The following is a 25516-nucleotide window of genomic DNA, read 5'->3' as shown; positions in this document are numbered from 1 at the left end:
GCGACGCGGGCGGATACGACAGCCCTCCGCGGGAGTCCACACGGGACGGCGACGCGACGAGCGCCCCGACGCGGGGCCCGGCCGCGGCCCCCGCATCGCTTTTGTCACGCGACCTGGAGTACCGAGCATGGCACTCGACCTGTTCGCCGACGCGCTCGCCGACCTCGACCCCGCGGCGGGAGCCGTGGAGACGGCGGAACTCGTCGTCAGCGACGACGTGCTCGTGAAACTGTTCGCGCTCGGCCCCGGCGCGGAGCTGTCCCCGCACGAACACGCCGACAGCACGAACGTCTTCCACGTCCTCGACGGCGAGGTGACGGTTGTCCGCGACGACGAGACGGAGTCGATTGCCGCGCCCGGCGTCGTCCTCCACGAGCGCGGCGACGTGCACGGCGCGCGCAACGAGACGGACGAGGTCGTCGCGTTCACAGCGAGTCTCTGTCCGTTGCCGGGGAGCGGCTGAGGGACGAACAGCGACGGAGACAGCGACCGCCCGATCACCCGCCGGTGATTCTCGACTCGCGGGACCCACCGTCTGAACGGAAGCGGACGCCAGTCGTACAGACCCACGAGAACCGATGTTCAACCAGTTCACCCGCTCGTTCGACCTGCCCGCGCCCGTCAAGAAGATCCTCCGCCCCCTCGTCGCGTGGGCCGCCATGGCCGTCCTCGCGGTCGCCAACGGCGTCTTCCGAGAACTGGCGATCATCCCCCGGATCGGCGAGTACCCCGGCCACGTCGTCAGCACGGCGCTTCTCGTCGCTGCGATCCTCGCGGTCGCGTACGCCTACTTCGCCCGAACGCCGGACGCGTACACGGTGCGGGAACTCGCGGCGATCGGTCTCGGGTGGATGGTCATGACGGTTGGGTTCGAGTTCCTCGTCGGGTACGCCGAAGGGACCCCGGTGTCGGTGACGCTCGGCCAGTACGACGTGCTCGCGGGGCAGGTGTGGATACTCGTGCCGGTGACGCTGGTCGCCGCCCCGCTGCTGTTCGGGCGGTCGCGCGGGAGGGACGCCGGGGGAGGGGGAGACGGCGCCGTCGCTCAGGGAGCGAAGTGAACGGGAGATAGGCGTCTGTCGGCGTTACTCGTCGAGGAGGACGGCGTTGACCTGCCCGGTCTGCCCCGGACGGGACGTGACGCGGGCCTGCCCCTCGCTGGTGGCGATGACGGCGCCCTTCGTGATGATGTTCCGGCGGACGTAGTTCACGTTCGAGGGGTTCTCGTCGACGCCCTCGATGTCGGCCTCGACGGTCTCCTCGCCGGTGGCGACCTGCGCGACGTTCGTCGACAGCGCGCGGGTCTTCTCCTTGGTGCCGCGCGAGTCGATGACGCGGAACCGGGGTTCGCCGACGGTCGTCTCGGCGGGCTCGCGGCCGAGCTCGTGGCGCTTCTTGTTGCTGGAGGGTCGCCGCCGACCGCCCGTCCGCTTTCGCTTCCTGCGTCCGCTCTGGTCTTTCATAGCAGGTGAAACCCCGTGCGGCTACTTGAATCGCTCGAATCGAACCTCACGCCCCCTCGCGGTCGTCCGCGGGGTCGTGGCCGGTCGGGCGTCCCGCCCGGCTCGCGTCGGCTACGGCTCCTCGACGTCCTCGACGCCGGCGTCGGTGATCCGGAAGCGCGCGGAGCCGCCGGCGGGCTGGGAGCGGTGTTTCTCCAGCGTCGCCCGGCGGTTGCCGCCGCGGAACCGTTCGAGCCGGAGGATCACGCCCGTCCAGTGTTCGAGCGTGTTGCCGCCCAGCGGTCGGTCGCGGTCCGCGTCGGGGTCGGTGAACACCTGGTTCGTGACGAGCACGCCGAGGTCGTGCCGGCGCGCCAGCGACAGCAGTTGGGTGACGTGGCGGGCCACCTCGCGGACGGACTCGCCGCCACGGGAGTCCTCGGTGCGCTCCAGCCGGTAGAAGCCGGTGGCGGAGTCGAGGACGATCAGGTCGACGCCGTCGGCGAGTTCGGCGGCGTCCTTCACCGCCTCGCCCTGTTCGGCGAAGCTCATCGCCTCGCTGACGACGAGCCGGCTGGCGACCTCCTCGACGGGGACGTCGCTGCGGGCCTCCGCGATGTCGCGAAAGCGCACCATCGAGAGGTCCTCGGAGTCGATGTAGAGGACGCTGCCGCCGGCCGCGGCGACCTCGACGGCCGCGGTCAGCGCGAGGTTCGTCTTCCCCGACGCCGGCGGGCCGTACAGTTGGGTGACGACACCCCGCTCGATCCCGCCGCCGAGCAGGTCGTCGACGGCCGCGCTGCCGGTCGTGAGGAACTCGGTCACGACCGGGGTTCGGTCGTCACCCCGCAAAAACCTCCCGAGTGCGGGCTCGGAGCCCGCCCCGTGCGCGGCGGTCGTTCAGTCGTCGCCGCCGCGCGGGGGCGAGTCGTCGCGGTCGTCGCCGAACTCGAAGCCGTCGCCGTCCGTCATCGCGACCCCCGGCCCGTCGGCGGCGGGGGAGGCGCCGGCGGGGTCGTCCGTCGCGGTCGCGACCTCGCCGTCGACGGCCGCCCCGTCGACGTCGACGTCCGAGACTTCGAAGCGCCGCACCAGTTCCCGCAGGTCCTCGACGCGGCCGGAGAGTCGCTCGGCGGAGGCGCTCACCTCGGCGACCGCGGCGGTCTGTTCTTGCGCGGCCGCGGCGGCGTCGTCGATCTCGCCGCTGGTGCGCTCCCCGATGTCGGTGACCTCCTCGGCCATCGTGACGACCTCCTCGGTCGTGGCCGCCTGGTCGTCGGTGGCGGTGTCGATCGACTCGACGGCGTCGTTCGTGTCCTCGATCCGGTCGCCGACGGTCTCGACGGCCTCGAGGGCGTCCTCGACCACGTCGACCCCCTCGTCGACGACGGACTCGGTGGCCGCCATGTCCGCGGCCGCGGCCTCCGAGGCCTCGCGCAGGCGGTCGATCCGGGCGGCGATGTCGTCGGTCGCCGCGCTCGTCTCCTCCGCGAGCGTCTTCACCTCGCTGGCGACGACCGCGAAGCCGTCGCCCTCCTCGCCCGCCCGCGCCGCCTCGATCGAGGCGTTCAGCGCCAGCAGGTTCGTCTGCTCGGCGATCCCGTCGATGAGGTCGACGACCTCGGTGATCTCGGCCATCTCCTCGGCGACCTGTTCGACCTCCGTGGCGGTCCGGTCGGTGTGGTCCGCGACCTCGTCGAACGCCTCGAGGGCGTCCTCGGCGGCGGCGCCGGCCGTGTCGGCGCTTTCGGCCGCCTCGCGCGAGAGGGTCGTCACGTCCGCGGCGGTCGCGGCGATCTCCTCGACGGTCGCCGACAGGCCGCCCATCTCGCCGCTGACCTCGGCGAGCCGCTCGGCCTGCTCGTCGCTGGCGCCCGCGACCTCCGTCATCGAGCGGCTCACCGACTCGCTGGCGTCCTCGATCTGGTCGGCGCCGGCGGCGACGGCGCTGGCGCGGTCGTCGGCCTCGTCGGCGAACGCGCGGACGGTGCCGACCGTGTCCTCGAGGTCGTCGACCATGCGGTTGAACGAGACGGCGATCTCGCGGAGCGCCTCGTTGTCGGCGTCGTCGTCGAGTCGGACGGTGAGGTCGCCGTCGGCACACCGCGCCATCGCGTCGCCGTAGTCGTCGGCACGCCGCTCCAGCGACTCGGCCATCGACTCGGCCTCGGCCCTCGCCTCGGCGGCGCGCTGTTGCTCCGTGCGGACCTGCGAGATCCGGTCGTCGAGGTCGTCGCGCATGTCGCCGAACGCGCCGTACAGCGTCCCGATCTCGTCGATCCGGCCCGTCGACACCGTCACGTCGAGGTCGCCGCCGCCGAGCGCCCGGGCCCGGTCGGCGAGGTCGTCGAGCGCGTCGCCGGTCGGCTTGGCGATGAGGAGCCCCGCGACGACGAACCCGAGGATCGACGTGGCGACGAGCACGATGATGTCGAACCGGATCACCGACGCGAGCGCGTACGCGCTGCTCGCCGGGGCGTGGGCGGCGACGACCCAAGTGGTGCCGGGGACCCGGGCGTACGAGACGACGAGTTCCGTGTCCAGGGCCTCCTCGACGGCCGCGTCCTCCGTGACGACCTCGTTGCCGTCGAGGGCGCGCTGGAACGCCGCGCCGTCGGCGCCGAGGTACGCGCGGCCCATCGCCCCCTGGTCGTCGGCCATCAACACGGTGCCGTCCGGACCGACCACCCGCGTGAAGCCGCCCTCGACGGGCGTGCGGAAGCCGGCGGCGATCTGCTCGACGTCCGCGACGACGACGACCGCGCGATTCGGCGCCGAGGGGACGGCGCTGACGAACCCGACCATCCGGCCGTCGTCGGTCCGGTACACCATCGAGGTGGCGGCCCGCTCGGCCGACACCGGGACCGTCTCGGGCGCCCACGCGAGACTGGCGCCCGCGAGCGACGCGTCCTCGGCGTCGGGGTCGCTGGACGCCAGCACCCGCCCCGCCTCGGTGTCGATGTAGTGGATCGCGTGCACGTCGTTCGGGAGCGCGCGCAGTTCGCTCGTGAACACCGGCCTGAGTTTCGCCGTGTTCCCCTCCCGGACGTCCTGGTACTCCGAGATCATCCGAACGGCGGTCTCCCGTTGACCGATCCAGTCGGAGAGTTCCTGTGCCTGCAGCGTCGTGACCGACTTCATCTGTGCGTTGACGTCCCCGTGGAGCTTCTCCGTCGAGTCGACGACGGTGTACGCTCCCACCGCTCCGACCGCGATCACCAACACGAGGAGCACCGTCGCGAACTTGCGTAGGATCCCCCCCCTGATCGCGTTCGGGACGAGGCGGGCGCCGACGCCGGACCCGGGCCTGTCTGTCATCTCGATCCGACCTTCCCGATCCAACGTTTAACTCTACCCACCCGAATATCGACACGGAGAACTCGACGGGCGATTACTTGTGGTCGTGGCCCGCGCGGCGCGCTCGGGCGTCACGGTAAAGCCGGACGAGCCCCCTCCAACGACCCAGTGATCGTCGTCGCGACCGACGACTTCGCGCTGTACCACGCCGCGGTCGCCGGCTCCGCGACCGCGGCGCGACGTTCACCACCCGCGAGCCGGGCGCGGACCTGCCCGAGCGGGCGACCGTCGTCGTCTCCGCGCCCCACGACGGCGTGAGCTACCGCGCGGAACCGGTCGACCACGTGACGACCACCGCTGCCGACGCCCGCGCCGGGGTCGAGGAGGCGCTCGGCGTGCTTCGCGGCGGCGACGGCCGGACGGTCGTCGGCGTCGACCCGGGGACCGGCCCGGGATCGCCGTGCTGTCCGGCGACACCGTCGTGGCGGCGTTCCACGTCCCGCTGGCGGACGCGGTCGCGACGGTGCGCGCCGAGGTGGCCGACCAGCCGGACGCGCTGGTGCGCGTGGGGGACGGCGACCGCCTGCGCAGCGCCCGGATCGTCAACGCCTTGGAGGACGTCGCGGTCGAACTCGTCGACGAGTCGGGGACGACCCCGACGCTGGGGCGGGGGGCCGGCGGGAAGGGGATGGCGGACGTGCTCGCCGCGGTCAACATCGCCCGGCTGGAGGGCGAGCCCGTCGAGACGCGCGACGTCGAGCCGACGGCCGGGGAGATCCAGCGGATCAAAAACGAGTCGCGCGACGCCTCCGGCGGCGACCTCACCATCGGCGACGACCTCGCGCGCCGGGTCGCGCTCGGCGAGGTGACGCTGGCGGACGCGGTCGCCGAACAGCGCGAGGGCGGCGACGCCGACGGCGACACCGACGCCGGGTGACTCAGTCGCCGCCCACGAACACCGTCTTCACGCGGGCGCCACACGCCGGACAGCACAGCGTCTGCCACGTGTCGGCGTCGAGGTCGCCCATCGTCGCCGTCCGCGTCGCCTCGCGGGCCGCGAACTCGGCGCCGCAGTCGTCGCAGGCGTAGCGCCCGTCGCGCTCGTCGCGCTCGTCCCCGTCGGGAGCGTCGCTCATCGCTCGTCGTCGGGGTCGGTCGCGGCGTCGGCGTCGAGCAGGTCGCTCGCGGCCGCCTCGGCCCGGCGGAGCACCTCGCGGACCGGGAGACCCGCCGCGCGGGCGACCGCGGCGGCGTCGTCGTACTCGGCGCTCACGTCGTACACCGTGCCGTCGCCGTCGCCCGCGACCTTCACCGGCACCTCGTACGTCTCGCCGTCGACGGCGAGTTCGACCGTCTCGAAGGAGCGCTCGGCGATCCACCGGTGGCTCGCGCCGCCCTCGCGGATCCCGAGGGTGCCCGTCTCGACCGCGAGCCGGCGGGCGACGCGGTCGGCGTCCTCGGGCTTGCAGATCACCTTCACGAGGTGGCCCGGACGCGACTTCTTCATCGTCGCCGGCAGGACCGACACGTCGCGGGCGCCGGCGTCGGCCAGCGTCTCCTGCAGGCCGCCCAGCACCTCCGGGGCCGCGTCGTCGAGGGTCGTCTCGAGCACGGCCACGTCGTCGCGGACGAGGCCGCCCCGTTCGACCTCGCCGACGAGCGCGCGGAGGACGTTCGGCCGGTCGGGGAACGTCCAGCCGCCGGCGCCGTACCCCGACTGCTCGACCCGGAGCGAGGGAGCCGCTCGACGCCCGCGGCGTAGTGCGCGAGGATCGCCGCGCCCGTGGGGGTGAGCAGTTCGGCGTCGACCGGGCCGCCCCGCAGCGACCAGTCGGCGCGCTCGGCGATCTCGACGACCGCGGGGACCGGGACCGGGTAGACGCCGTGGCTGAACTCCACCTCGCCGCCGCCGGTCGCCAGCGGCGTCGTCACCACGCGGTCGGCGTCGAGGTCGTCGAACAGCAGGCACGCGCCGACCACGTCGGCGACGGCGTCGTCGGCGCCGACCTCGTGGAAGTGGGTCGCGTCGAGATCCGACCCGTGGACCGACGACTCCGCCTCGCCGAGGACCTCGAACACCGCGAGCGCGTCCTCGCGGACGCCCGCCGGGAGCGCCATCCCCTCGACCAACTCGACCACCTCGGCGTACGTCCGCTGCGGGCCGTGTCCCTCGGCGTCGTGGTCGTGGTGGTCGTGGTCGTGGCTGTGGTCGTGGTCGTGACTGTGGTCGTGGTCGTGACTGTGGTCGTGGTCGTGACTGTGGTCGTGGTCGTGACTGTGGTCGTGGTCGTGACTGTGGTCGTGGTCGTGACTGTGGTCGTGGTCCCCGGCGTCGGCTCCCCCGTCGCCGTCGGCGTCGCGGTGGCGGACGCGCGCGCGGGTGCTGGCGATGCCGTTGCGGTCCACCGACTCGAACTCGTAGCGGACGGGGAGGGCGTCCTCGACGGGCGCGAGGACGTCGCGGTCCGCGCCGGCCGCGACGAGCGCGCCCAGCAGCATGTCCCCGGAAGCGCCCATCCGGCCGTCGAAGGCGATCGTTCGCATGGCCGGAGGGTCGCGGGCCGACGACAAGTCGCTACCGCCACGCGGCCGCCGCGTGTCGACGCCGGTGGTGTTTTCAAGCCGGACGCCATACCGTGCGATAGATTAGCACGTCCTACGTCCGTCCGGGGGGCCAGTGGGAGCGACGTTCCGGCCCGACGACACGCAACGGAGGGCTTAACCGCCGTCCGGACCGACGTATTTCGAACGAACACCCGTCCATCCATCATGAATGAAGTCCAACTCGAAGTCGCGAAGGCGTACCCGAACGACTCCGGGAGGGGGATCGCCCGCCTCGACCCGGACACCCTGCTGCACTTAAAGCTCTCCCCCGGCGACATCATCGAGATCGAGGGCGCCGAGACGACCGCCGCGAAGGTGTGGCGCGCCGACCGGCAGGACTGGAACACCGACACCGTCCGCATCGACGGTTTCACGCGCCAGAACGCCGACGTCGGCATCGGCGAGCGCGTCACCATCCGCAAGGCCGAGGCGAAGAAGGCCGAGTCGCTGACGCTCGCGCCGCCGGAGGAGGCCTCGGTCCAGTTCGGATCCGACGCCGCCGGCATGGTGAAACGCCAGATCCTCAAGCGCCCGGTCGTCGAGCGCGACATCGTCCCCGTGATGTCGTCCACGAACCACCCGTTCATGCGCTCGCCCGGGCAGGCGATCCCGCTGATCGCCGTCGACACCGAGCCCGAGGGCGTCTGCCTCATCACCGAGGACACCGAGGTGGAGCTCCGCGAGGAGCCCATCTCCGGGTTCGAGAAGACCGGCGGCGGCATCACCTACGAGGACATCGGCGGCCTCCAAGGCGAGATCCAGCGCGTCCGCGAGATGGTCGAACTGCCGATGAAACACCCCCAGATCTTCAAGAAACTGGGGATCGAGCCGCCGCAGGGCGTGCTGCTCCACGGCCCGCCCGGCACCGGGAAGACGCTGCTCGCGAAGGCGGTCGCCAACGAGACCTCGGCGAGTTTCTTCTCCATCGCCGGGCCGGAGATCATCTCGAAGTACTACGGCGAGTCCGAACAGCAACTGCGCGAGATATTCGAGGACGCGAAAGACGAGAGTCCCAGCATCATCTTCATCGACGAGTTGGACTCCATCGCGCCCAAGCGCGAGGACGTCACCGGCGAGGTCGAACGCCGCGTCGTCGCCCAACTGCTCACGATGATGGACGGGCTGGAGACGCGCGGACAGGTGATCGTCATCGCGGCGACGAACCGCGTCGACTCCGTCGACCCCGCGCTGCGCCGTCCCGGGCGCTTCGACCGCGAGATCGAGATCGGCGTCCCGGACGAGGTGGGGCGCAAGGAGATCCTCCAGATCCACACCCGCGGCATGCCGCTGTCGGACGACGTCGACCTCGACCACCTCGCCGACGAGACGCACGGCTTCGTCGGCGCGGACATCGAGAGCCTGACGAAGGAGGCGGCGATGAAGGCGCTGCGCAGGTACCTCCCGGAGATCGACCTCGACGAGGAGGACATCCCGCCGAGCCTCGTCGACCGGATGATCGTCAAGCGCAACGACTTCCAGGGCGCGCTCGCGGAGGTGGAGCCCTCGGCGATGCGGGAGGTGCTCGTCGAGCTCCCGAAGGTCACCTGGGAGGACGTCGGCGGCCTCGCCGACGCCCAGCAACAGGTGAAGGAGGCCGTCGAGTGGCCGCTGACGACGCCCGAGAAGTTCGACCGGATGGGCATCGAGGCGCCGAAGGGCGTGCTGCTGTACGGCCCGCCCGGCACCGGGAAGACGCTGATGGCGAAGGCCGTCGCCAACGAGACGAACGCGAACTTCATCTCGGTGCGCGGGCCCCAACTGCTGAGCAAGTGGGTCGGTGAGTCCGAGAAGGCGATCCGGCAGACGTTCCGGAAGGCCCGGCAGGTGTCGCCCACCGTCATCTTCTTCGACGAGCTGGACAGCCTCGCGCCCAGCCGCGGGCAGGAGATGGGGAACAACGTCTCCGAGCGCGTCGTCAACCAGCTCCTGACGGAGTTGGACGGCCTCGAGGAGATGGGCAACGTGATGGTGATCGGGGCGACGAACCGCCCGGACATGATCGACCCGGCGCTCATCCGTTCGGGCCGGTTCGACCGGCTCGTGATGATCGGCCAGCCCGACGAGGAGGGGCGCGAGCAGATCCTCAAGATCCACACCGGCGACACGCCGCTGTCGGCGGACGTGAGCCTGCGCGAACTCGCCGAGCGCACCGACGGCTACGTCGGCTCCGACCTGGAGTCGATCGCCCGCGAGGCCGCCATCCAGGCGCTGCGCGAGGACGACGACGCCGAGGACGTGAACATGCGCCACTTCGAGCAGGCGATGGAGAACGTCCGGCCCACCATCTCGGAGGCGATCATGGACTACTACGCGGACATCGAAGAGCAGTTCAAGGGCGGCGGCACCGACAGCCTCCGCGCCGACCGGAGCGGCCGGATCGGCTTCCAGTAGAACCTCTTTTAACGGGGTCCTCGCGCGCTTTCGGCGCGCTCGAACCCCGTCAAAACCCGTTCATGCCAAAAGGCCGCTCGCTCGGGCCTTCGGCCCTCGCTCGCAGAACTACCGTAGTGTGGACCGCGAGCGCAGGTGGGTTTCTATTTGTGTGCCCGAGAAAATCGGTAGAACGTTATTTCGAGTAGTTGAGGGTCAAGTAGCTGATCGATATGAGCTGCGAAGTTTTTGATCGTCGGCATAACATATGAGTACGAAGTAACTATTCACGAGGGTGTAACCCAACGAAGAGATATGAGTGGACGGTCCGCCCGTGCTGGCAACACAAGGCACCTTCTCTCAATACTTGGTCTCGGTACACTCCTTGTTTTGGCAGGGTGTATGTTGCCAATTGACCAGCCTACCAAGCAGGATCATCCCGTCAGGATTCAGTTCAACAATACGATCAATGAGACAACGACGTTTGAGGTCTTTGTAGTCCAGCGACCGGCAAATGTCACCGCCTATATGAACGATGGCCGAGTGAGCGAGGGACCCATTTCCGAAGGAAGTTCAAAAACATATTCGGGTGAAAATCAAACATACAACAGAATCGAATTACCCGAATCAGCCTATTTCCACGGCCGATTTACTGTCGGGCCCGGTGAATCAAACCGAACGGAGATCGACGAGGAACACCTCCCAGTGAACTTTGCACTGGTCATTACGGTCTACGAAACGGAAAATCAAATACAGGCCTATATGACTATGAACTGTGATGACCTCGACCTGAACGGATACCGGGCAACCCGGACCTCCTATGGTGTGAGTGTCGCGCATTCGTGCGGATAAGTACAATTCACATCAGTCGATCAGACGGCAGCCCTAACCACCTGCCCTGTATCTATCGCTGACTGCTCCACGTTTCAGAGCGGCCCGAAATACGACAACTCGTAGGCCGGGACTGCGGAGATAGCATCCGCGAGCGAAGCGAGCGGTTCACCGGACCCGACCGAAGGGAGGGTCCGGCCTTTGATCATCGACGGGTTTTGGCGGGGGTCGAGCGCCCGAAGGGCGCGAGGCCCCCGCGAAAAGTGGTCGGTTAGTAGATCAGCGCGTCGTCGTTCTCGATCATGTACAGCGTCCGCGCGGCGATGTTGACCGCGTGGTCGCCGACGCGCTCGAGGTCGCGGATCGTGAGCAGCAGGCGCGAGACGTCCGCCATCAGCGTCTCGGGGTCGGCGGTGTCGAGTTCGTCCCCCTCGATGAGGTCGAGCATCACGTCCGTCGAGGCGGTCTCACACAGCTCGTCGACGTCGTCGTCGGTCGCGGCGACGGCGAAACACGCCTCGGCGTCCTCGTCGGCGTACGCGCGCATCGCGTCGTCGAGCATGTCGAGCGTGGCCTCGCCGATGCGCTGGACGTCGACGTCGGGGAACACGTCGCGCTCGGCCTGGAGGGTGTACTCGCCGAGGTTGGTCGCGAGGTCGCCGATGCGTTCGAGGTCGGTGATGATCTTGAACGACGCCGTGACGAAGCGGAGGTCGCCGGCGACGGGCTGTTGGAGCGCCAGCAGGTCGACGCAGTCCTGTTCGAGGTCGAGGTACAGGCGGTTCACCTCGGAGTCCTCGTCGATGACCCGTTGTGCGAGCGCCTCGTCCTTCTCGGCGAGCGCGTCCATCCCCATGCGGAGCCGCTCGGCGACGATCTCGCTCATGTAGAGCACGTCCTCGCGAAGCTCCGCGAGGCGTTCCTGGTACTTCTCTCTGGGCATACGTCCCGGTGTTCCGCCGCGGGGTGTAAACGTTCGGTTCGTGCGGCGACGGCCGCCGCTCCGGCGCGGGACGGCGAGCGCGGCGGGGCTTCTTGTACGGCCCGCGCGTACCGCGTCCATGGATCGACGGCGGTTCCTGTCCGCCGGCGTCGCCGCGCTCGCGGGGCTCGCCGGCTGTTCGTCCGGGGAGAGCGGCGGCCGGCGGACGGTGAACCCGGCGCTGCGGGACACCCCGACGGGGACGCCGACGCCGACCGCCACGCCCACGCCGGAGCCGCCGGCGTACGGCTCGGCCGCGGCCGACAGCCTCGACCGTCCCCGCTCGGTCGTCGTCCGGAACCGGCTCGTCGGCCCCGACTGGATCGCGCTCCGGATCGCCGACGGCGACACGGTGGCCGTCGAACGGACCCTGCGCGTGCCGCCGGCCGACCGGGTCCGGCTCGACGCCGTCATCGGCGCCGCGCGGACGTACGACGTGGAGGTGCGAACCACCGACCGCCGCCGCGGCCGCTTCGAGTGGGCCCCTCGCGCGGGCGGCGGCGACCTCGAGATCGACCTCGGGGGAGCGTCGCGACGCGCGACAGCTACCCGCCGTCGACGGCGCCCGAGTTCGTCGTCGGGTCGACCGGCGGGGTGGTCGTCGGCGGGGCGACCGCGACCGGCACGGTCGTCGTCGACACGCCGGGCGAGGGCGGTCGCGTCCGGCTCTCGTTCGCCGACGGCGACGGCTCCGCGGGGGTCGACCTCCGCGTGCCGGCCGCCTCGCGGGTCCCCGTCCCGGTGTCGATGCCCGACGGGCCGGTGTCGGTCGCGGTCGACACCGCCGCGGGGAGCGACCGACGGGAGTGGCTCCCCGGCGAGGACGGGGCGCTGTACTGTCTGCACGGCTCGCCGCCGCGGCTGGTGTGTGACCTCCTGATCCGCGACGTGGTCGTCGAGAACGCGACCGACGACGACGCCGCCGTCGACGTGGAGGTGGTCGCCGACGGCCGCACCAGCCTCGACTGGACGGTGTACCCCGTCGCGGGCGGGAGCGTCACCGTGCCGACGGCGGTGTCGCCGGCGGGGGAGTTCCTCGTCGCCGCGAGCCACGGGGACCGCGAGGTCCGCCGTCGGCTCGACCGGTGTCCCGCCCGGGGGCCGTTGACGGTCCGCGTGACCGACGACGGCATCGCGGTCGGGTCGCGCGCGGTCGAGTGACCCGCCGGTCCGGGACCGCCCCCGGCGACACCCGACGCCACCGGAGCGCTCCCGACGACACCGGATCACACCCCGTCAGCGACGGTGGGTCGCTTTCACGTGCCCGCCGGCCGTAGCGCGACCATGTTCAGACGGGCGGTCCTCTCGGCGGTCGCGGCAGGAGTCGCGGGGCTGGCCGGCTGCGGCGCCGACGGCTCTGGGGAGCGGTCCCGGACGGTGAACCCGGCGCTGCGGGGGACGCCCACCCCGACGCCGACGCCGACCGCCACGCCCACGCCGTACGGCGCGGCGGCGAACGACGCGCTGGCGACGCCTCGGGCCGTCGTGGTCGGGAACCGGCGGCTCGACGCCGTGGCCGTCCGGGTCGCCGTCCGGGAGGGGGAGACGCCGGTCCTCGACCGGACGGTCCGGGTTCCGGGCGGCGGGGAGACCCGGATCCCGGGGGTGTTCGGGGCCGCGCGGGAGTACGCCGTCCGCGTGACGGCCGCGGACGGGCGGGGGACCGAGACGACGTGGGACCCGGGCGACGGCGGCGCCCACCTCGGCGTCGGCGTCGGCGCGGCGGTCCGGGCGTTCTCGCTGTACGACCCGCGCGAGGTCGCGCCGTTCGTGGCGGCGGACCCGGGGGCTCGTCGGCGTCGACGGGGGACGGTGCCGCTCCTCGTCGACGCCCCGGGTCGGCCCGCCGGGTCACGCTCTCGGCGGACACCGGCGGGGCGGCCACGACGGCCACGCTGGACGTGCCGGCCGGGAGCCGACTGACGGTCCCGCTCGCGGTGCCGAGCGCGGCGGTTCGCGTCCGGGCCGGCGTCGACGGCGGGACGACCGCGACGTTCCGGTGGCAACCGCTCGCCGACGGCTCGCTCGTCCTCCGCCTCGACGACGAGCCGCGGTTCCTGTGTGACCTGCTCGTGCGGGACCTCCGCGTCCGGAACGACCTGGAAGCCGAGGCGACCCTCTCCGTCGCCGTCGCCGCGGACGGGCGCGAGCGGTTCGCGCGCTCGTTCACCCTCGCCGGCGGCGCCGCGACGACGGTGCCCGCGGCCGTCCCCCCGCGGCCGGCTACGTGTTCGACGTCACCGTCGACGGCGAGACGGAGCGCGTCGACTGGGCCGTCTGTCCCCCCGTCGGCCCGGTCGTCGTCCGGCTGGCCGAGCGCGGCGTCGCCGTCACGGTCAGCCCGACCGGCCCCGACCGGTGACCCGGGAGTATATAGATATATAGTCCGGATCGATCCGGTACGGGAACGACGAACGGGACAGTTCGGCCCGAACCGCGGGTCGATCCGACGCCCGATTCGCCTCGCAGCCACGCGATCGGGCTGCGGTGGGTCGGCCCGCGGTCCGGCGAGCAACCGCGGCGCGGTCGGACGGTCCTCCGAGGACCGCAGAGAGATATATAGAGCATCGGCAGATTTAATCCGGGCACGGCCCGAGGTGAGGTCGATGGTCGAGACACGGAAGGTGCAGGTGACCGGCGGGTCGACGTACACGGTGTCCATCCCGAAGGACTGGGCGACCGACAACGGGGTGAGCGCGGGCACCGAGGTCGAGTTCTACCCGGAGGGCGACTCGCTGTTCCTCACCCCGGTGAGCGAGGAGGAGCGCACCGAGGGGACGCTCGACATCGGCGACCTCTCGGGCGACCAGCTCACCCGCGCGGTGATGACGATGTACGTCTCCGGCTTCGACATCATCGCGCTGGAGGCGCCGCGGATCACGAACGACCAGCGCCGGACGATCCGCGACTCCGTCCAGAGCCTCGTCGGGCTGGAGGTGCTCGAGGAGACGCGCGACCGGGTCGTGATCCGCGACCTGCTCGACTCCTCGGAGCTGTCGATCCACAACGCGGTGACGCGGATGCGCCTCATCGCCGTCTCGATGCTGGAGGACGCCGTCGACGCCCTCACGACCGCCGACGAGGACATGGCGTTGGACGTGATCCAGCGCGACGACGACGTCGACCGCCTGTACATGGTCGTCTCGCGCATCTTCCGGGCGACCCTCCGGACCCCGAAGGCGGCCGAGGACATCGGCCTCTCGCGGGAGGTGTGCTTCGACTACCACTCCAGCGCCCGCCAACTCGAACGCGTGGCCGACCACGCGACCAAGATCGCACACATCACGCTGGAACTGCTCGGCAGCGACGAGGCCTCGAACGTCGGCGGCGAGGAGCCGCGCATGCCGGACAGCGACGGCTTCGACCTGCCGGAGGAGTTCGTCGACGCGCTGCGGGAACTGGACGAGGACGCCCGCGAGGTCGTCGACCGGGCGATGGAGGCGCTGTTCGCCGACGACAGCGCCGAGGCGACGACGCTCGCCAACGAGGCCCGCGGCGCCGTTCGCGGCGTCGACGAACGGGCGCGCGGGATCGACGAACTCCTGCGCGACATGGACCCCGCGCAGGCGCAACTGCTCGGCCTCATCGTCGACTCCGTCTCGCGTGCGGGCGACTACGGCGGCAACATCGCCGAGACCGCCCTCCAGAAGGCCGCGCCGACGCCGTAAGCCGCCGTCGACCGCTCCCGCCGGCGACCGCCTGCGCTCTACCGTTCGTACCCCGCCAGCGACGCGAACACGTCGTCGCCGTCGCGGACCGCCGCCGCCAGCGCCGTCACACCCGGCTTCCCCGCGCGGGCGTGGTTGGCGTACACCCGCACCGGCTGGGTGCCCAGCGGCACGAACCCCGTGTCGAGCCGCTCGGCCGTCGCGCGCAGGCCGAGGCCCACGTCCGCGTCGCCCGCGAGCACGCGGCGGGCGGGCGACTCGTGGGCCCGCACGGCGCGGTCGAAGCCGTCGACGGCCTCGGTCGCCTCCCGACGGGTCGTCCCGCGCTCGTCGGCCAGATCGGCCAGCGCGTTCGCGAGGTCGGTGCGCAGCCCCGAGTTCGAGTCGCGGTTGACGAACCGGAGGTCGCGGTCGACCAGATCCGCGAGCCCGGTCACGTCGTCGGGGTTGCCGGCGGGGACGACCAGTCCCCACTCGCGGTGCCACTCGCCGACGAGGTCGGCCGGCTCGGGTGCGGCGTCGCCCGTCGGGTCGGGGGCGGCGACCGGGTCGCGGCCCGGTTCGCCCGCGACGACGGCCGCGTCGGGGACGCCGTCGCGCAGGCGGCGCAGCCCTCGCGGGAGCCGAGCGCGAGGTACCGGGGGCGCTCGACGCGGTCGAGCAGGCGCGACAGCGCGGGGTCGTCCTCGCCGACGGCGAACAGCGTCGGCGCGCGCACCTCCGGCGAGAACAGCTGCACCGCGACCGACTCGCCGGCCGCGAGGTACTCGGTGTCCGGGTCGACGACGACGACGCCGTCGGCCTCGACGAGGCTCGTCGTCGCGCCCGACCCCTTGTCGACCGGGTAGACGAGCGTGTTGCCGTCGCCGTCCGCCACCAGGCCGGCGGGCATGAGCCGCATCCGGCCCTCAGAGTAGCGCTCCTCGACGGCCATCCGGCCGGTCGCCGTCGCCGTCGCCGGCTCGGGGACGCCGGCCGCCCGCCGGATCGCCGGCGCGACGAACGTCCGGAAGATGGTGAGCGCCGACACCGGGTAGCCGGGGAGCCCGACGTACGCGGAGTCGGCGAGGCGCCCGACGAGCATCGGCTTGCCCGGCTTGACCGAGACGCCGTGGAGGAGCAGCTCCCCCCGGTCCTCGATGACGCGGTAGATGACGTCGACCGCGGAGGCGGAGGTCGACCCCGACGACAACACGAGGTCGCACTCCTCGCTCGCCTCGACGAGCAGGCGCTCCATCTCGTCGTAGTCGTCGCCCGCGTGGGGGTACAGCCGCGCCTCGCCGCCGGCCTCCTCGACGCCCGCGGCGATGGTGTAGCTGTTCACGTCGTAGATCTGGCCGCGCTCGCTGTGGAGCTCCTCGCCCGGGCGGACGAGCTCGTCGCCGGTGGAGACGATCCCGACCGTCGGCCGGCCGCGGACCGGCACCTCGTCGACGCCTAGCGCCGACAACAGCCCGATCTCGCGGGGCGTGATCTCCGTGCCGGGGCCGAGCGCGCGGCCGCCGGCCGCGATGTCGGCGCCCGCGAACATGACGTGGTCGCCGGGCGCGACCGAGGTGCGGATCTCGACGGCGTCGCCGTCGCCGTCGGCGCCCGCCCCCGCGACCTCGGTCGTCCGTTCCACCATCACCACCGCGTCGGCGCCGTCGGGCATGACGGCGCCCGTCGAGATCTCCGCGCAGGTGCCCGGCTCGACGGTCACGGTCGGCTCGCTCCCGGCGTGGACCTGTCCGACCAGCGCCAGCGTCGCGGGGTCGGCCTCGTCGGCGCCGAACGTGTCGCGCGCGCGCACCGCGTACCCGTCCATCGACGCGCGGTCGAACCCCGGCACGTCCAGCCCGGCGTCGACCCGCTCGGCGAGCACCCGGCCGCGCGCCTCCCGCAGCGGCACCGACTCGGGGTCGGGCGCGAGGTCCAGCGAGGCGATCGCCTCGTGGGCCTCCTCCGGCTCGGCGAGGTCGCGGAACTCCTTGCGGTCGCTCATTCGCTCACCTCCCACAGCGCCACGTCGACGGCCTCGCCGGCGTCGAGCCCCTCGCGCGACTCGGGGACGACGACCCAGCCGTCCGCGAGCGCGACCGACGACAACATCCCGGAGCCGGAGGCGCGCGTCGGCGTCGCCTCCGTCCCGTCGTCGCCGTCGGCGAGCCGCACGCGGGCGAACGTCCGCACGCCCGGTTCGGAGGACACCTTCCGCGTCAGCGTCGCCCGCCGCGTCGGGTGCGGCTCGTGCGGGAGCCGGCCGACCTCGCGGACCAGCGGGCGGAGGAACTGGACGGCGTTGACGATGCACGCGACCGGGTAGCCCGGGAGCATGACGACGGGCGTGTCCCCGACGACGCCGAGCGCGACCGGGTGGCCCGGCTTGAGGGCGACGCCGTGGACGAGCACCTCGCCGAGGTCGTCGACCACCTCCGGGACGAGGTCGCGCTCGCCGACGGAGGAGCCGCCCGTCGTGACGACCACGTCGTGGTCGCGGTCGCGCTCGACCGCCTCGCGCAGCGCCGCCTCGTCGTCCGTGACGATGTCGCGGTACGTCGCGTCGGCGCCCCACCGCTCGGCCAGCCGCGAGACGGTGAGCCCGTTCGTCTCGATCACCTCGCCGGGGCCGGGGTCGGCCTCGACCAGCTCCTCGCCGGTCGGGATCACCGACACGCGGGGGCGCTCGGCGACCGTCACCTCGGTCAGGCCGACGGACTTGAGCAGGCCGAGGTCCGAGGGGCGCAGGCGGTGGGGCGGCTCGTACAGCGTCTGCCCCTCGGCGACGTCCTCGCCGGCCGGCCCGACGTTCTCCCCCTCGGCGACGGCGTCGAACACCTCCACCTCGTCGCCGACCTCGTCGACCTGTTCGATCATGACCACGGCGTCGGCGCCGGGCGGCAACTCGCTGCCCGTGTGGACGCGGACCGCCCCCTCCGGGCCGACTTCCCCGTCGTCGGCGACCAGCACCGAGGGGGAGCGGGCGGACGCGCCGAAGGTGTCGGCGGCCCGCACCGCGTACCCGTCCATCGCCGCGCGGTCGTAGCCGGGCACCGGCACCGGCGACGCGACCGGCGCGGCGACGGCGCGGCCGTCGGCCGCGGTCAGCGGCACCGTCTCCGTCCGCCCGTGCGGGGTCGCCGCCGCGAGCAGGCGCTCGCGGGCGTCGGCGACGCGCGTGCGCTCCTTGAACCCGGAGCGTGTGCGGTCGTGACTCATACCGGATCGTTGCCGCGCCGGCGTAAAAAGGCCGCCAGTCGACCCCCTCGGCTTACTTCTCCGTGCCCCGGCGCCGCTCGGCCGACCGCCCGCCGCCGAGGAGTCCGCGGAGTCGCCCGCCGAGGAGTCCGCGGAGTCGCCCGCCGAGCGCCCGTGCCGCCGCGAACGGGCGGAACGCCGCCGGCGACTCCCGGCGACGGTCCGGCGGGACCCACGGGTCGACCGCGACCACCGCGGCGTCCGGCTCGACGCGAACCGGGACGCCCGCGGTCGCCGCCGGGTCGGTCGGGGACTCGCGGTCGCGCTCCTCGGCAGCCTCGTGCATACTCGGGCGCACCTGTCCCGGCGGCATAAATCCTCGGGAGACACTCACACGCACGGGACGGCGCCGTCACCGCGGCCTTTTTCGACGCGCCGCCCCTTGTCCCGTCCATGTCGAAGCTACGAGAGGCGCTCCGGGACCTCCCCGAGCCGGTGTTCGCCGATCTGTTGGAGAGCGACGACTCGTACCTCCTCGTCGTCGACCTCCCGGGTGCGAGCGCGGACACGACCGACGTGCGCCTCGAACGGGGCCGACTCCACGTCGAGGCGCGCCGCGAGAAGGCGACCGACGCCGCGTTCAGCTACGTCGAGGAGGACCGCCCGCTGTTCCTCGACGCGGAGATCCCGCTGCCGCCGGACGCGACCCACGAGGGGAGCGACGCCGAGATGGACCGCGGCGTCCTGACGGTGCGGCTCCCCAAGCGCGCGACCGCGCCCGACCACTCCATCCCGGTGTCGGACGCGTAACCCGGGTGGTCACGCTGGTCTCACTGCGTGCGTATCGACGGTTCCCCGTCGTCCTCTACCGATTCCTGCCGCTGATCGTCGCGCTCCTCCGCGACCGGAAACGCTTCCTCGTCGTCGGGGGGTCCCGCGAGGTCACCCGCGAGATGCGGCTGGAGCGCGCGGAGGTGCTGCTCGATACGCTGCTCACGCTCGGCCCGACGTTCATCAAACTCGGGCAGATCCTCTCGACGCGGCCGGACGTGCTCCCGGCCTCCTACATCGAGGTGCTGTCGTCGCTGCAGGACGACGTGCCGCCGGCGCCGTGGCCCGAGTCGAAGGCGGTGCTGGAGGAGGAGCTCGGCCCCGTCGACGAGGTGTTCGACGAGTTCGACACCGAACCGATCTCGGGGGCGAGCCTCGGGCAGGTGTACGTGGCGACGTACGAGGGCGAGCAGGTCGCCGTGAAGGTGCGCCGCCCGGGCATCGAGGAGCTCGTCGAGGCCGACCTCACCGTCATCAAGTGGTCGGTGCCGCTCCTCTCGCGGTTCGTCGGGCAGGGGCAGGCGTTCTCGCTCGACAACCTCGCCGAGGAGTTCGACAAGACGATCCACCAGGAGATGGACTACGCCCGCGAACAGCGCGTGCTCCGGGAGATCCGGGCGAACTTCGAGGGCAACGACCGGGTCGTCATCCCGGAGCCGGAGCCGGGCGCCTCGGGGCCGCGCGTGCTCACGATGGAGTACCTCCCGGGGACGAAGATCTCCGACGTAGCCGCGCTCGATCGAATGGGCATCGACCGGACCGAGCTTCGCGACGACGCTCCAGCGCGTCTACCTCCAGATGATCGCCGAGGACGGCGTGTTCCACGCCGACCCCCACCCGGGGGAACCTCTCGGTGACGCCGGAGGGACAGATCATCTTCTACGACTTCGGGATGGCCGGCCGCGTCGACCCGTTCATCCAGGAGAAGATCATCGACTTCTACATCGCCGTCGCCAACCAGAACATCGACGGCATCCTCGACGCCCTCGTCGAGATGGGGACGCTGTCGCCGGAGGCCGACCGACAGGTGATGGCCGACGTGATGGAGCTGGCCATCGCGGACGTCCGCGGCGAGGACATCGAGCAGTACCGCGTCCAGCAGGTGATCGAGCAGGTGGAGTCGACCATCTACGACTTCCCGCTGCGCCTGCCGCAGAACATGGCGCTGGTGTTGCGCGTCGCGACGGTCGTGGAGGGCGTGTGTGTCACGCTCGACCCCGAGTTCGACTTCATCGAGGTCGCCACCGAGTACCTCTCCGAACAGGGGTACCTGGAGGACACCGCCCGCCGGCTCGCCGGCGAGGCCGCCCAGCAGACCCGGCGGACGGCGCGGGCGCTGTTCACGGTCCCGCCGAAGCTCGACGACGTGCTCGACACGGCCCAGCGGGGCGACCTGAACGTCAACGTCACGCTGAACGACGAGAACAACGTCCTCGACCGGCTGGCCAAGCGGATCGCCTACTCGATCCTCACCGCGGTCGGCGGGCTGTCGGCGGCGATCATCTACTCGTTCAACCAGACGCCCGACTCGATGCTCAACGTCTACCTCTCGGTCGCCATCGTCGTCGCCACCCTCCCGATGGTGTTCTTCCTGTACCGCTCGTTCACGAAGGAGCGGCGGGGGCTGCGCGCCCAGCCGCAGTTCACCCGGCAGAACCTCAAGGAGCGGCAGGCGGCCGAGCCCGGCGAGGACGAGGACGGCCCCGGCACCGTCGACGCGATGATGCCCGGGTCGGTGAACCAGGCGGGCGGGGGCGCGGCGACGGACGACGACGAGGAGTCGACGGGACCGACCGCCGACGGCGGCCGCGACCTGCGCGAGCGGCGCCGCGGCCGGCGCGACTGGGACGACGACGCCGGCGTCGCCATCGGCGTCGCCGACGAGCGCGAGGAGTAGCCGCCCTCAGGCGAGTTCGTCGACGATGGCGTCGGCGACCTTCATCGGCTGTTCGTGTTGGACCCAGTGGGTCGCCTCCTGGAACGTCGTGAGCCGGCCGTCCGCGCAGTAGTCGACGGAGTCGTACGCCATCCGGCGCTTGAGGAACTGGTCGTGGACCCCCCAGATCACCCGCGTCGGCACCGTCACCTCGTCCGTCTCCGGGGCGGGACGGTGGCGGCCCGACGCGCGGTACCAGTTGAGCATCGCCGTAAACGCCCCCTCGCGGTTCCACGCGGCGCGGTAGCGGTCGAAGTCGGCCGTCGAGAACGTGCCCGGCATCGACGACTCGCGCAGCATCGTCACCGGCAGGCGCCAGTTGGCCGCGCGGATCACCGCCTCCGGCACCTTCGGCACCTGGAAGAACAGCGCGTACCCCGAGCGGAGCAGTTGCGCCGGGTCGCCCGACAGCGTGCGCCGGATCACCGTCGGGTGGGGCGCGTTGACCGCGACGAACGCCGAGAGCCGTTCGGGGCTGTGCAGCGCCGTCCACCAGCCGACGACGCCGCCCCAGTCGTGGCCGACGACCGCGGCCGTCTCGCGGTCGTACGCGTCGATCAGACCGACGACGTCCGCCGACAGCGCCTCGATCCGGTAGTCGGCGACGTCGCCCGGGCGCTCGCTGCGGTTGTAGCCGCGCTGGTCGGGGACGACGACGCGGTACCCCTCGTTGACGAGCGGGCGGATCTGGTCGTGCCAGCCGTACCAGAACTCGGGGAAGCCGTGCAACAGCAGGACCAACTCGCCGTCGGCCGGGCCGGCCTCGACGACGTGGAACGTGCGGCCGTTCGCCTCGACGAACGTCGACTCCCCGGGCACGTCCGCGGGGACGTCGTCCGGCTCGCGGGCGGCGCGAAGCGTCGTGGGCATACCCGTCCGTACGCGCTCGGCGGCGAAAACGTACCGGCCGGACGAGCCGTTCAGACCTCGACCGACCGGCAGCGGTCGACGACCGCGTCGACCGAGCCGCCGTGGTCGCGGTCGAGGCTCACGAGGACGCCCCCGCCGGTGCCGGTCGGCACCTCGACGACGACCGCCCGCTCGAACCGCCGGACGGTCGCCTGGAACGCCCCCGCGACCGAGAACAGCCGCTCGTAGTAGTCGCGCTCCAACGAGTCGAACACCGCGCCCTGTCTGATCGCGTCGAGGTCGTCGTCGTCCAACGCCGTGGCCACGTCGTCGCGGAGGTACGTCACGTGGTACGTGTCGCCGTCGTACGATCCCACCGCACGGAGGGCGTCGCCCACCTCCGCGCGGAGGTCGGCCACGAGCGCGTCGGTCATCGATTCGAACCGATCGCTCCGTCCGTGAAAAATATGTCGCGAAGCCGGCGGGCCGCCCGCGGCCTACTCGTCGCCGACCGCGAGCGTCCAGACGGCCGTCGCCCCGAGCAGCAGCGCCGGGAGGAACGGCAACACGAGCATCGCCGCGAGGAAGCGCAGACCGATCTCGTCGGGGATCGTCGGCCGGAGGTAGATCGCCCCCGGGACGACGAGGAACGCGACGACGACGACCGCGACGAGCACCCAGCCCGTCCGCCCGAGGTCGTCGTCCGCGTCGGCGGTCCCCGCGCGGTCGCCGTCGTCCGCCGGGTCGACGCGCTCGTAGCCGTCGCCGGTGTTGACGACGCGCGTCTCCCCCGAGTCGTTCTCAGAGCTCACTATCGGGTCTAACCACCACTTTCCCAAAGCCCTCTCGGTTCTCGATCATCTCGTGGGCGCGGGCGGCCTCGCTCATCGGCAGCACCTCCCGGACGCGCGGCTCGAACGTGCCGTCCCACACGAGTTCGAGCACGTCGTCGACCTCGCCCGGGGTCGCCATCGTCGACCCGATCACCTTCAGCTGGTTCCAGAAGATGCGGTTGATGTCCGTCTCGGGGCGGCCGCCGGTCGTGGCCCCGCAGGTGACGACGCGCCCGCCCTTCGCGAGGCTCTTCAGCGAGTCGGTCCACGTCGCCGCGCCGATGTGGTCGACGACCATGTCGACGCCGCGGCGGCCCGTCAGCTCGCGGATCTCCGCGGCGAAGTCGTCCTCCTCGTAGTTGATCACGTGTTCGGCCCCGCAGTCCTCCGCGTAGCGGAGCTTCTCCTCGGTGGAGGCGGTGGCGTACACCTCCGCGCCGACGAAGTCCGCGATCTGGACGGCGGCGTGGCCGACGCCGCCGGAGGCGCCGAGCACGAGAATCTTCTCGCCCGGGGCGAGTTCGCCCTGCGAGAGCAGCATCCGCCACGCGGTCTGGAACACGAGCGACGCCGAGCCGGCGACCTCCCAGTCGACGTGGTCGGGGACGGGAACGAGGTTGTCCGCCGGGACCGCCGCCAGCTCCGAGTGGACGCCGCGCTGGTGCTCGCCGATGATCGAGAAGCGGACGCACTGCGACTCCTCGCCGTGGCGGCAGAACTCGCAGGCGCCACAGGAGACGCCCGCGGTGACCGCGACGTGGTCGCCCTCCGCGAAGCGCGTGACGCCCTCGCCGACGGCGGTGACGACGCCGGCGCCGTCGGACCCGGGAACGTGCGGCATCTCCAGGTCGATCCCCGGCAGCCCCTTTCGCGTCCAGATGTCGAGGTGGTTGAGCGCGCCCGCCTTCACGTCGACGAGCACCTCCCCGCGCCCCGGTTCGGGGTCCGGGAAGTCGCCGTAGTCGATCACGTCGCGGTCGCCGTGCTCCGAGAACTGGACGGCTTTCATGCGTGTTCGCACGTGCCACGCGGGGGGAGTAAACCCTTCCCCACCCGGCGATCCGAACGTGTCAACCGCCCCGGCGGTAGAACTAAGTATGGGTGTAAAGTACGCTTTACTGTAAAGCGAGCTTTACACACCATGTCCACCACCACCCCCGAATCCACCCCGCTCGTCTCGAACCGCCTCGTGCTCGCCGTCGTCTGGGCGGCGGCGACGCTCTCGTACGTCGGCCTGCTCGCGGTCGGTCGCGAGGTAGCCGCCGTGGGGGCGTTCGCCCTCGTCGCCGCCGTCGCCGTCGGCTACCGACGCCTCGCCGGCGTCCGCTTCGACGAGCGCGACGCCGACGTGGTCACGACCGCCTCCGGCTACGCCGTGCAGGTGTTCGGCGTCACGTCGGGCGTCGTGTTCCCCGCGCTCGTGCTCGCCAACGGGCTCGGCTACTACTCGTGGACCGCGTTCACCGCGGGGATCGCGACGACCGTCGCGGCGTTCTTCCTCGTGTGGGGCGTCGCGCTCGCCGTCGTGAGGGCCCGCCGATGACGGAGGCCGTGTCCGCGCCGACGGTGTCGCGGCGGCGTCGCTACCGCGGCCTGCTGTTCGGCGCCGTCGTCGTCGGGTCGGTGCTCGGCGTCGGGCTCCGCGTCCTCGGCTACCCGATCGTCGGCGAGGCCGTCTACTGGGTCGGCATCCTCGCGTTCCTCGGCGTGTGGCGGTTCACCCCCGTCACGCTGTTCGACGAGCGCGACGCGGAGTTGGAGCGCCGCGCGAGCAACGTCACCCTCGTCGTCGCGGCGGTCGCGCTCGTGGTCGGCGCGTCCGCGGCCCGGCTGGCCAGCGTGACGGGCGCGTTCGAGGTGCCCGCGACGGTGTCGGGCGCGCTGTACGGCTACGTCGCGCTGTTCGTCGTGTTCGCGCTCGCGCTGGGGTACACCAAACTCGCTCGATGAACAACGACGTGCGCGCCCGCCGCGAGGAGCGCGGCCTGAGTCAGGCGGGACTCGCCGAAGAGGTCGGGGTCACCCGCCAGACGATCAACAGCATCGAGCGTGGCCGCTACGACCCGTCGCTGGAGCTGGCGTTCCGCCTCGCCGGCTTCTTCGAGTGCCGGATCGAGGAGCTGTTCGACCCCGACCTCGACGAGTCGTAGCCGGCGCCCCCGCCGACCCTCGGCCCTCCCCAAAGCCCATTATCGGTCGTTCGACACGTCCGGTGTGGACCGTCCCCGCCTCCTCGCCGCCCTCCGCGCCGCCGTGCTCGGTCTCGGTCTCGTCGGCCACGTCGCCGTCGCCGCCTTCGTCGCCGACCTCCCGCCGCCGACGACGACCGGGGACGGCGTCCCCGCGGGTTTCGGGTTCGCGTTCGCCCTGATCGGCACCGCCCTCGCGGGCGTCGTCACCGCCGTCGGCTACGGCCTCCCCGCCGGCGAGGGACGCCTGCGCGTCGGGCCGTTGGCGGACCGCCCGTGCCGGCACCGGCTCGTGGCCGGCGGCGGGGCCGGCGCCGTGACCGGGGTGTCGCTCGTCGTCGGGCTCGCGATGCTCCTCCCCGGCCGGGCGGCCGGGGTGGTGTGGGTGCTCGGCGTCGGGCTCGTCGTCGGCGGCGCCGTCGCGCTCGCGCTCGGCGGGCTGGCGCTCGCCGTCCGCCTCGGCGTCGACGGCGTCCGCGAGTCGCTCCGGACGCGGGCTTGAAGCGC

General features: G+C 71.9%; 23 protein-coding genes and 5 pseudogenes. 15 read left to right on the top strand and 13 right to left on the bottom strand.

Translation table 11 applies throughout. From position 1 onward, the window contains the following. Window positions 1–127 precede the first annotated feature (127 nt). Together P0R35_RS00455 and P0R35_RS00450 are read left to right on the top strand one after the other, a co-directional pair. Window positions 128–463, top strand: a complete 336-nt coding sequence (locus P0R35_RS00455) for a cupin domain-containing protein (protein ID WP_284013283.1) — start codon at window positions 128–130, stop codon at window positions 461–463. A 115-nt stretch (window positions 464–578) separates the two neighbouring features. After that, window positions 579–1061 carry a hypothetical protein gene (locus tag P0R35_RS00450; RefSeq protein WP_284013282.1) on the top strand — a complete coding sequence of 161 codons (483 nt, stop codon included), beginning with the start codon at window positions 579–581 and terminating at the stop codon, window positions 1059–1061. A gap of 24 nt (window positions 1062–1085) precedes the next feature. On the opposite strand, the gene P0R35_RS00445 is transcribed toward P0R35_RS00450, so the two are convergent. The 3 genes from P0R35_RS00445 to P0R35_RS00435 form a co-directional block, all read right to left on the bottom strand. Next, window positions 1086–1463: a 30S ribosomal protein S8e gene (locus tag P0R35_RS00445; RefSeq protein ID WP_284013281.1), complete on the bottom strand. Its 378-nt coding sequence runs from the start codon at window positions 1461–1463 to the stop codon at window positions 1086–1088. A gap of 111 nt (window positions 1464–1574) precedes the next feature. Beyond that, window positions 1575–2267: a DNA repair and recombination protein RadB gene (radB, locus tag P0R35_RS00440; protein ID WP_284013280.1), complete on the bottom strand. Its 693-nt coding sequence runs from the start codon at window positions 2265–2267 to the stop codon at window positions 1575–1577. A 75-nt stretch (window positions 2268–2342) separates the two neighbouring features. After that, the gene (locus tag P0R35_RS00435; protein WP_284013279.1) at window positions 2343–4760 is read right to left on the bottom strand and encodes a methyl-accepting chemotaxis protein; all 2418 of its coding nucleotides are present in this window, start codon (window positions 4758–4760) and stop codon (window positions 2343–2345) included. A gap of 147 nt (window positions 4761–4907) precedes the next feature. Between P0R35_RS00435 and P0R35_RS00430 the strand changes: the two are divergent. After that, window positions 4908–5676, top strand: a pseudogene (locus tag P0R35_RS00430) (hypothetical protein). Between the two features lies 1 nt (window position 5677). Here the strand turns inward: P0R35_RS00430 and P0R35_RS00425 are convergent. Together P0R35_RS00425 and larC are read right to left on the bottom strand one after the other, a co-directional pair. After that, on the bottom strand, window positions 5678–5875 hold the full coding sequence (locus P0R35_RS00425; RefSeq protein WP_284013278.1) for a hypothetical protein: 198 nt from the start codon (window positions 5873–5875) through the stop codon (window positions 5678–5680). Continuing rightward, window positions 5872–7283: pseudogene (gene larC / locus P0R35_RS00420) on the bottom strand (nickel pincer cofactor biosynthesis protein LarC). Before larC ends, P0R35_RS00425 begins: the two are co-directional and overlap by 4 nt. Window positions 7284–7508: 225 nt before the next feature. Between larC and P0R35_RS00415 the strand changes: the two are divergent. Continuing rightward, the gene (locus tag P0R35_RS00415; protein ID WP_284013277.1) at window positions 7509–9734 is read left to right on the top strand and encodes a CDC48 family AAA ATPase; all 2226 of its coding nucleotides are present in this window, start codon (window positions 7509–7511) and stop codon (window positions 9732–9734) included. Window positions 9735–10815: 1081 nt separating this feature from the next. Here the strand turns inward: P0R35_RS00415 and phoU are convergent. Continuing rightward, window positions 10816–11487, bottom strand: a complete 672-nt coding sequence (gene phoU, locus P0R35_RS00410) for a phosphate signaling complex protein PhoU (protein ID WP_284013276.1) — start codon at window positions 11485–11487, stop codon at window positions 10816–10818. Window positions 11488–11605: 118 nt separating this feature from the next. On the opposite strand from phoU, the pseudogene P0R35_RS16780 reads away from it, so the two are divergent. The 5 genes and pseudogenes from P0R35_RS16780 to P0R35_RS00390 all read left to right on the top strand — a co-directional run. Further along, window positions 11606–11980, top strand: a pseudogene (locus P0R35_RS16780) (hypothetical protein); the annotation flags it as partial. Window positions 11981–12003: 23 nt separating this feature from the next. Further along, window positions 12004–12687: an Ig-like domain-containing protein gene (locus tag P0R35_RS00405; protein ID WP_284013275.1), complete on the top strand. Its 684-nt coding sequence runs from the start codon at window positions 12004–12006 to the stop codon at window positions 12685–12687. 123 nt (window positions 12688–12810) lie between these two features. Then, the gene (locus P0R35_RS00400; protein WP_284013274.1) at window positions 12811–13449 is read left to right on the top strand and encodes an Ig-like domain-containing protein; all 639 of its coding nucleotides are present in this window, start codon (window positions 12811–12813) and stop codon (window positions 13447–13449) included. Between the two features lie 304 nt (window positions 13450–13753). Then, complete coding sequence (locus P0R35_RS00395; protein WP_284013273.1) at window positions 13754–13888, top strand: Ig-like domain-containing protein; 135 nt, start codon at window positions 13754–13756, stop codon at window positions 13886–13888. 244 nt (window positions 13889–14132) lie between these two features. Next, window positions 14133–15194, top strand: a complete 1062-nt coding sequence (locus P0R35_RS00390) for a PhoU domain-containing protein (RefSeq protein WP_284013272.1) — start codon at window positions 14133–14135, stop codon at window positions 15192–15194. A gap of 38 nt (window positions 15195–15232) precedes the next feature. Here the strand turns inward: P0R35_RS00390 and P0R35_RS00385 are convergent. From P0R35_RS00385 to P0R35_RS00375, 3 genes and pseudogenes are all read right to left on the bottom strand, one after another. Continuing rightward, window positions 15233–17178, bottom strand: a pseudogene (locus P0R35_RS00385) (molybdopterin biosynthesis protein). Beyond that, complete coding sequence (locus tag P0R35_RS00380; RefSeq protein WP_284013271.1) at window positions 17175–18392, bottom strand: molybdopterin molybdotransferase MoeA; 1218 nt, start codon at window positions 18390–18392, stop codon at window positions 17175–17177. Before P0R35_RS00380 ends, P0R35_RS00385 begins: the two are co-directional and overlap by 4 nt. Before the next feature lie 52 nt (window positions 18393–18444). Beyond that, window positions 18445–18717 (bottom strand): hypothetical protein, encoded by a 273-nt coding sequence (locus P0R35_RS00375; protein ID WP_284013270.1) that lies wholly within the window; start codon window positions 18715–18717, stop codon window positions 18445–18447. Window positions 18718–18824: 107 nt separating this feature from the next. Here P0R35_RS00375 and P0R35_RS00370 point away from each other — a divergent pair, with 107 nt between their 5' ends. Continuing rightward, window positions 18825–19181 (top strand): Hsp20/alpha crystallin family protein, encoded by a 357-nt coding sequence (locus tag P0R35_RS00370; protein ID WP_284013269.1) that lies wholly within the window; start codon window positions 18825–18827, stop codon window positions 19179–19181. Window positions 19182–19186: 5 nt separating this feature from the next. Next, window positions 19187–20874, top strand: a pseudogene (locus tag P0R35_RS00365) (ABC1 kinase family protein); the annotation flags it as partial. A gap of 231 nt (window positions 20875–21105) precedes the next feature. On the opposite strand, the gene P0R35_RS00360 reads toward P0R35_RS00365, so the two are convergent. The 4 genes from P0R35_RS00360 to P0R35_RS00345 form a co-directional block, all read right to left on the bottom strand. Further along, window positions 21106–22008, bottom strand: a complete 903-nt coding sequence (locus P0R35_RS00360) for an alpha/beta fold hydrolase (RefSeq protein ID WP_284013268.1) — start codon at window positions 22006–22008, stop codon at window positions 21106–21108. 50 nt (window positions 22009–22058) lie between these two features. After that, window positions 22059–22421 (bottom strand): DUF7522 family protein, encoded by a 363-nt coding sequence (locus P0R35_RS00355; protein WP_284013267.1) that lies wholly within the window; start codon window positions 22419–22421, stop codon window positions 22059–22061. A 63-nt stretch (window positions 22422–22484) separates the two neighbouring features. Further along, window positions 22485–22799 (bottom strand): DUF7977 family protein, encoded by a 315-nt coding sequence (locus P0R35_RS00350; RefSeq protein WP_284013266.1) that lies wholly within the window; start codon window positions 22797–22799, stop codon window positions 22485–22487. Then, window positions 22789–23829, bottom strand: a complete 1041-nt coding sequence (locus tag P0R35_RS00345) for a zinc-binding dehydrogenase (protein WP_284013265.1) — start codon at window positions 23827–23829, stop codon at window positions 22789–22791. Before P0R35_RS00345 ends, P0R35_RS00350 begins: the two co-directional genes overlap by 11 nt. A 132-nt stretch (window positions 23830–23961) precedes the next feature. Here P0R35_RS00345 and P0R35_RS00340 point away from each other — a divergent pair, with 132 nt between their 5' ends. From P0R35_RS00340 to P0R35_RS00325, 4 genes are all read left to right on the top strand, one after another. Continuing rightward, a complete protein-coding gene (locus P0R35_RS00340) occupies window positions 23962–24363 on the top strand; it encodes a hypothetical protein (protein ID WP_284013264.1) in 402 nt (133 codons plus the stop codon). Beyond that, window positions 24360–24770: a DUF2178 domain-containing protein gene (locus tag P0R35_RS00335; protein WP_284013263.1), complete on the top strand. Its 411-nt coding sequence runs from the start codon at window positions 24360–24362 to the stop codon at window positions 24768–24770. Before P0R35_RS00340 ends, P0R35_RS00335 begins: the two co-directional genes overlap by 4 nt. Continuing rightward, window positions 24767–24970: a helix-turn-helix transcriptional regulator gene (locus P0R35_RS00330; protein ID WP_284013262.1), complete on the top strand. Its 204-nt coding sequence runs from the start codon at window positions 24767–24769 to the stop codon at window positions 24968–24970. The genes P0R35_RS00335 and P0R35_RS00330 overlap by 4 nt, the downstream gene beginning before the upstream one ends. 64 nt (window positions 24971–25034) lie before the next feature. Then, window positions 25035–25511 (top strand): hypothetical protein, encoded by a 477-nt coding sequence (locus P0R35_RS00325; protein WP_284013261.1) that lies wholly within the window; start codon window positions 25035–25037, stop codon window positions 25509–25511. The last annotated feature ends 5 nt before the right edge of the window (window positions 25512–25516 follow it).

This window comes from Halobaculum litoreum, assembly GCF_030127125.1.
Classification (GTDB): domain Archaea; phylum Halobacteriota; class Halobacteria; order Halobacteriales; family Haloferacaceae; genus Halobaculum; species Halobaculum litoreum.
The sequence above is the reverse complement of the archived record's forward strand: the minus strand, read 5'-3'. Positions and strand labels throughout refer to the sequence as shown.

Coding starts and splice junctions, on each gene's coding strand:
- P0R35_RS00380 (WP_284013271.1), bottom strand. CDS start 18,392: ATGAGTCACGACCGCACACGCTCCGGGTTCAAGGAGCGCACGCGCGTC.
- P0R35_RS00455 (WP_284013283.1), top strand. CDS start 128: ATGGCACTCGACCTGTTCGCCGACGCGCTCGCCGACCTCGACCCCGCG.
- P0R35_RS00450 (WP_284013282.1), top strand. CDS start 579: ATGTTCAACCAGTTCACCCGCTCGTTCGACCTGCCCGCGCCCGTCAAG.
- P0R35_RS00360 (WP_284013268.1), bottom strand. CDS start 22,008: ATGCCCACGACGCTTCGCGCCGCCCGCGAGCCGGACGACGTCCCCGCG.
- P0R35_RS00330 (WP_284013262.1), top strand. CDS start 24,767: ATGAACAACGACGTGCGCGCCCGCCGCGAGGAGCGCGGCCTGAGTCAG.
- phoU (WP_284013276.1), bottom strand. CDS start 11,487: ATGCCCAGAGAGAAGTACCAGGAACGCCTCGCGGAGCTTCGCGAGGAC.
- P0R35_RS00370 (WP_284013269.1), top strand. CDS start 18,825: ATGTCGAAGCTACGAGAGGCGCTCCGGGACCTCCCCGAGCCGGTGTTC.
- P0R35_RS00355 (WP_284013267.1), bottom strand. CDS start 22,421: ATGACCGACGCGCTCGTGGCCGACCTCCGCGCGGAGGTGGGCGACGCC.
- P0R35_RS00340 (WP_284013264.1), top strand. CDS start 23,962: ATGTCCACCACCACCCCCGAATCCACCCCGCTCGTCTCGAACCGCCTC.
- P0R35_RS00415 (WP_284013277.1), top strand. CDS start 7,509: ATGAATGAAGTCCAACTCGAAGTCGCGAAGGCGTACCCGAACGACTCC.
- P0R35_RS00425 (WP_284013278.1), bottom strand. CDS start 5,875: ATGAGCGACGCTCCCGACGGGGACGAGCGCGACGAGCGCGACGGGCGC.
- P0R35_RS00400 (WP_284013274.1), top strand. CDS start 12,811: ATGTTCAGACGGGCGGTCCTCTCGGCGGTCGCGGCAGGAGTCGCGGGG.
- P0R35_RS00375 (WP_284013270.1), bottom strand. CDS start 18,717: ATGCACGAGGCTGCCGAGGAGCGCGACCGCGAGTCCCCGACCGACCCG.
- P0R35_RS00390 (WP_284013272.1), top strand. CDS start 14,133: ATGGTCGAGACACGGAAGGTGCAGGTGACCGGCGGGTCGACGTACACG.
- P0R35_RS00345 (WP_284013265.1), bottom strand. CDS start 23,829: ATGAAAGCCGTCCAGTTCTCGGAGCACGGCGACCGCGACGTGATCGAC.
- P0R35_RS00445 (WP_284013281.1), bottom strand. CDS start 1,463: ATGAAAGACCAGAGCGGACGCAGGAAGCGAAAGCGGACGGGCGGTCGG.
- P0R35_RS00435 (WP_284013279.1), bottom strand. CDS start 4,760: ATGACAGACAGGCCCGGGTCCGGCGTCGGCGCCCGCCTCGTCCCGAAC.
- P0R35_RS00335 (WP_284013263.1), top strand. CDS start 24,360: ATGACGGAGGCCGTGTCCGCGCCGACGGTGTCGCGGCGGCGTCGCTAC.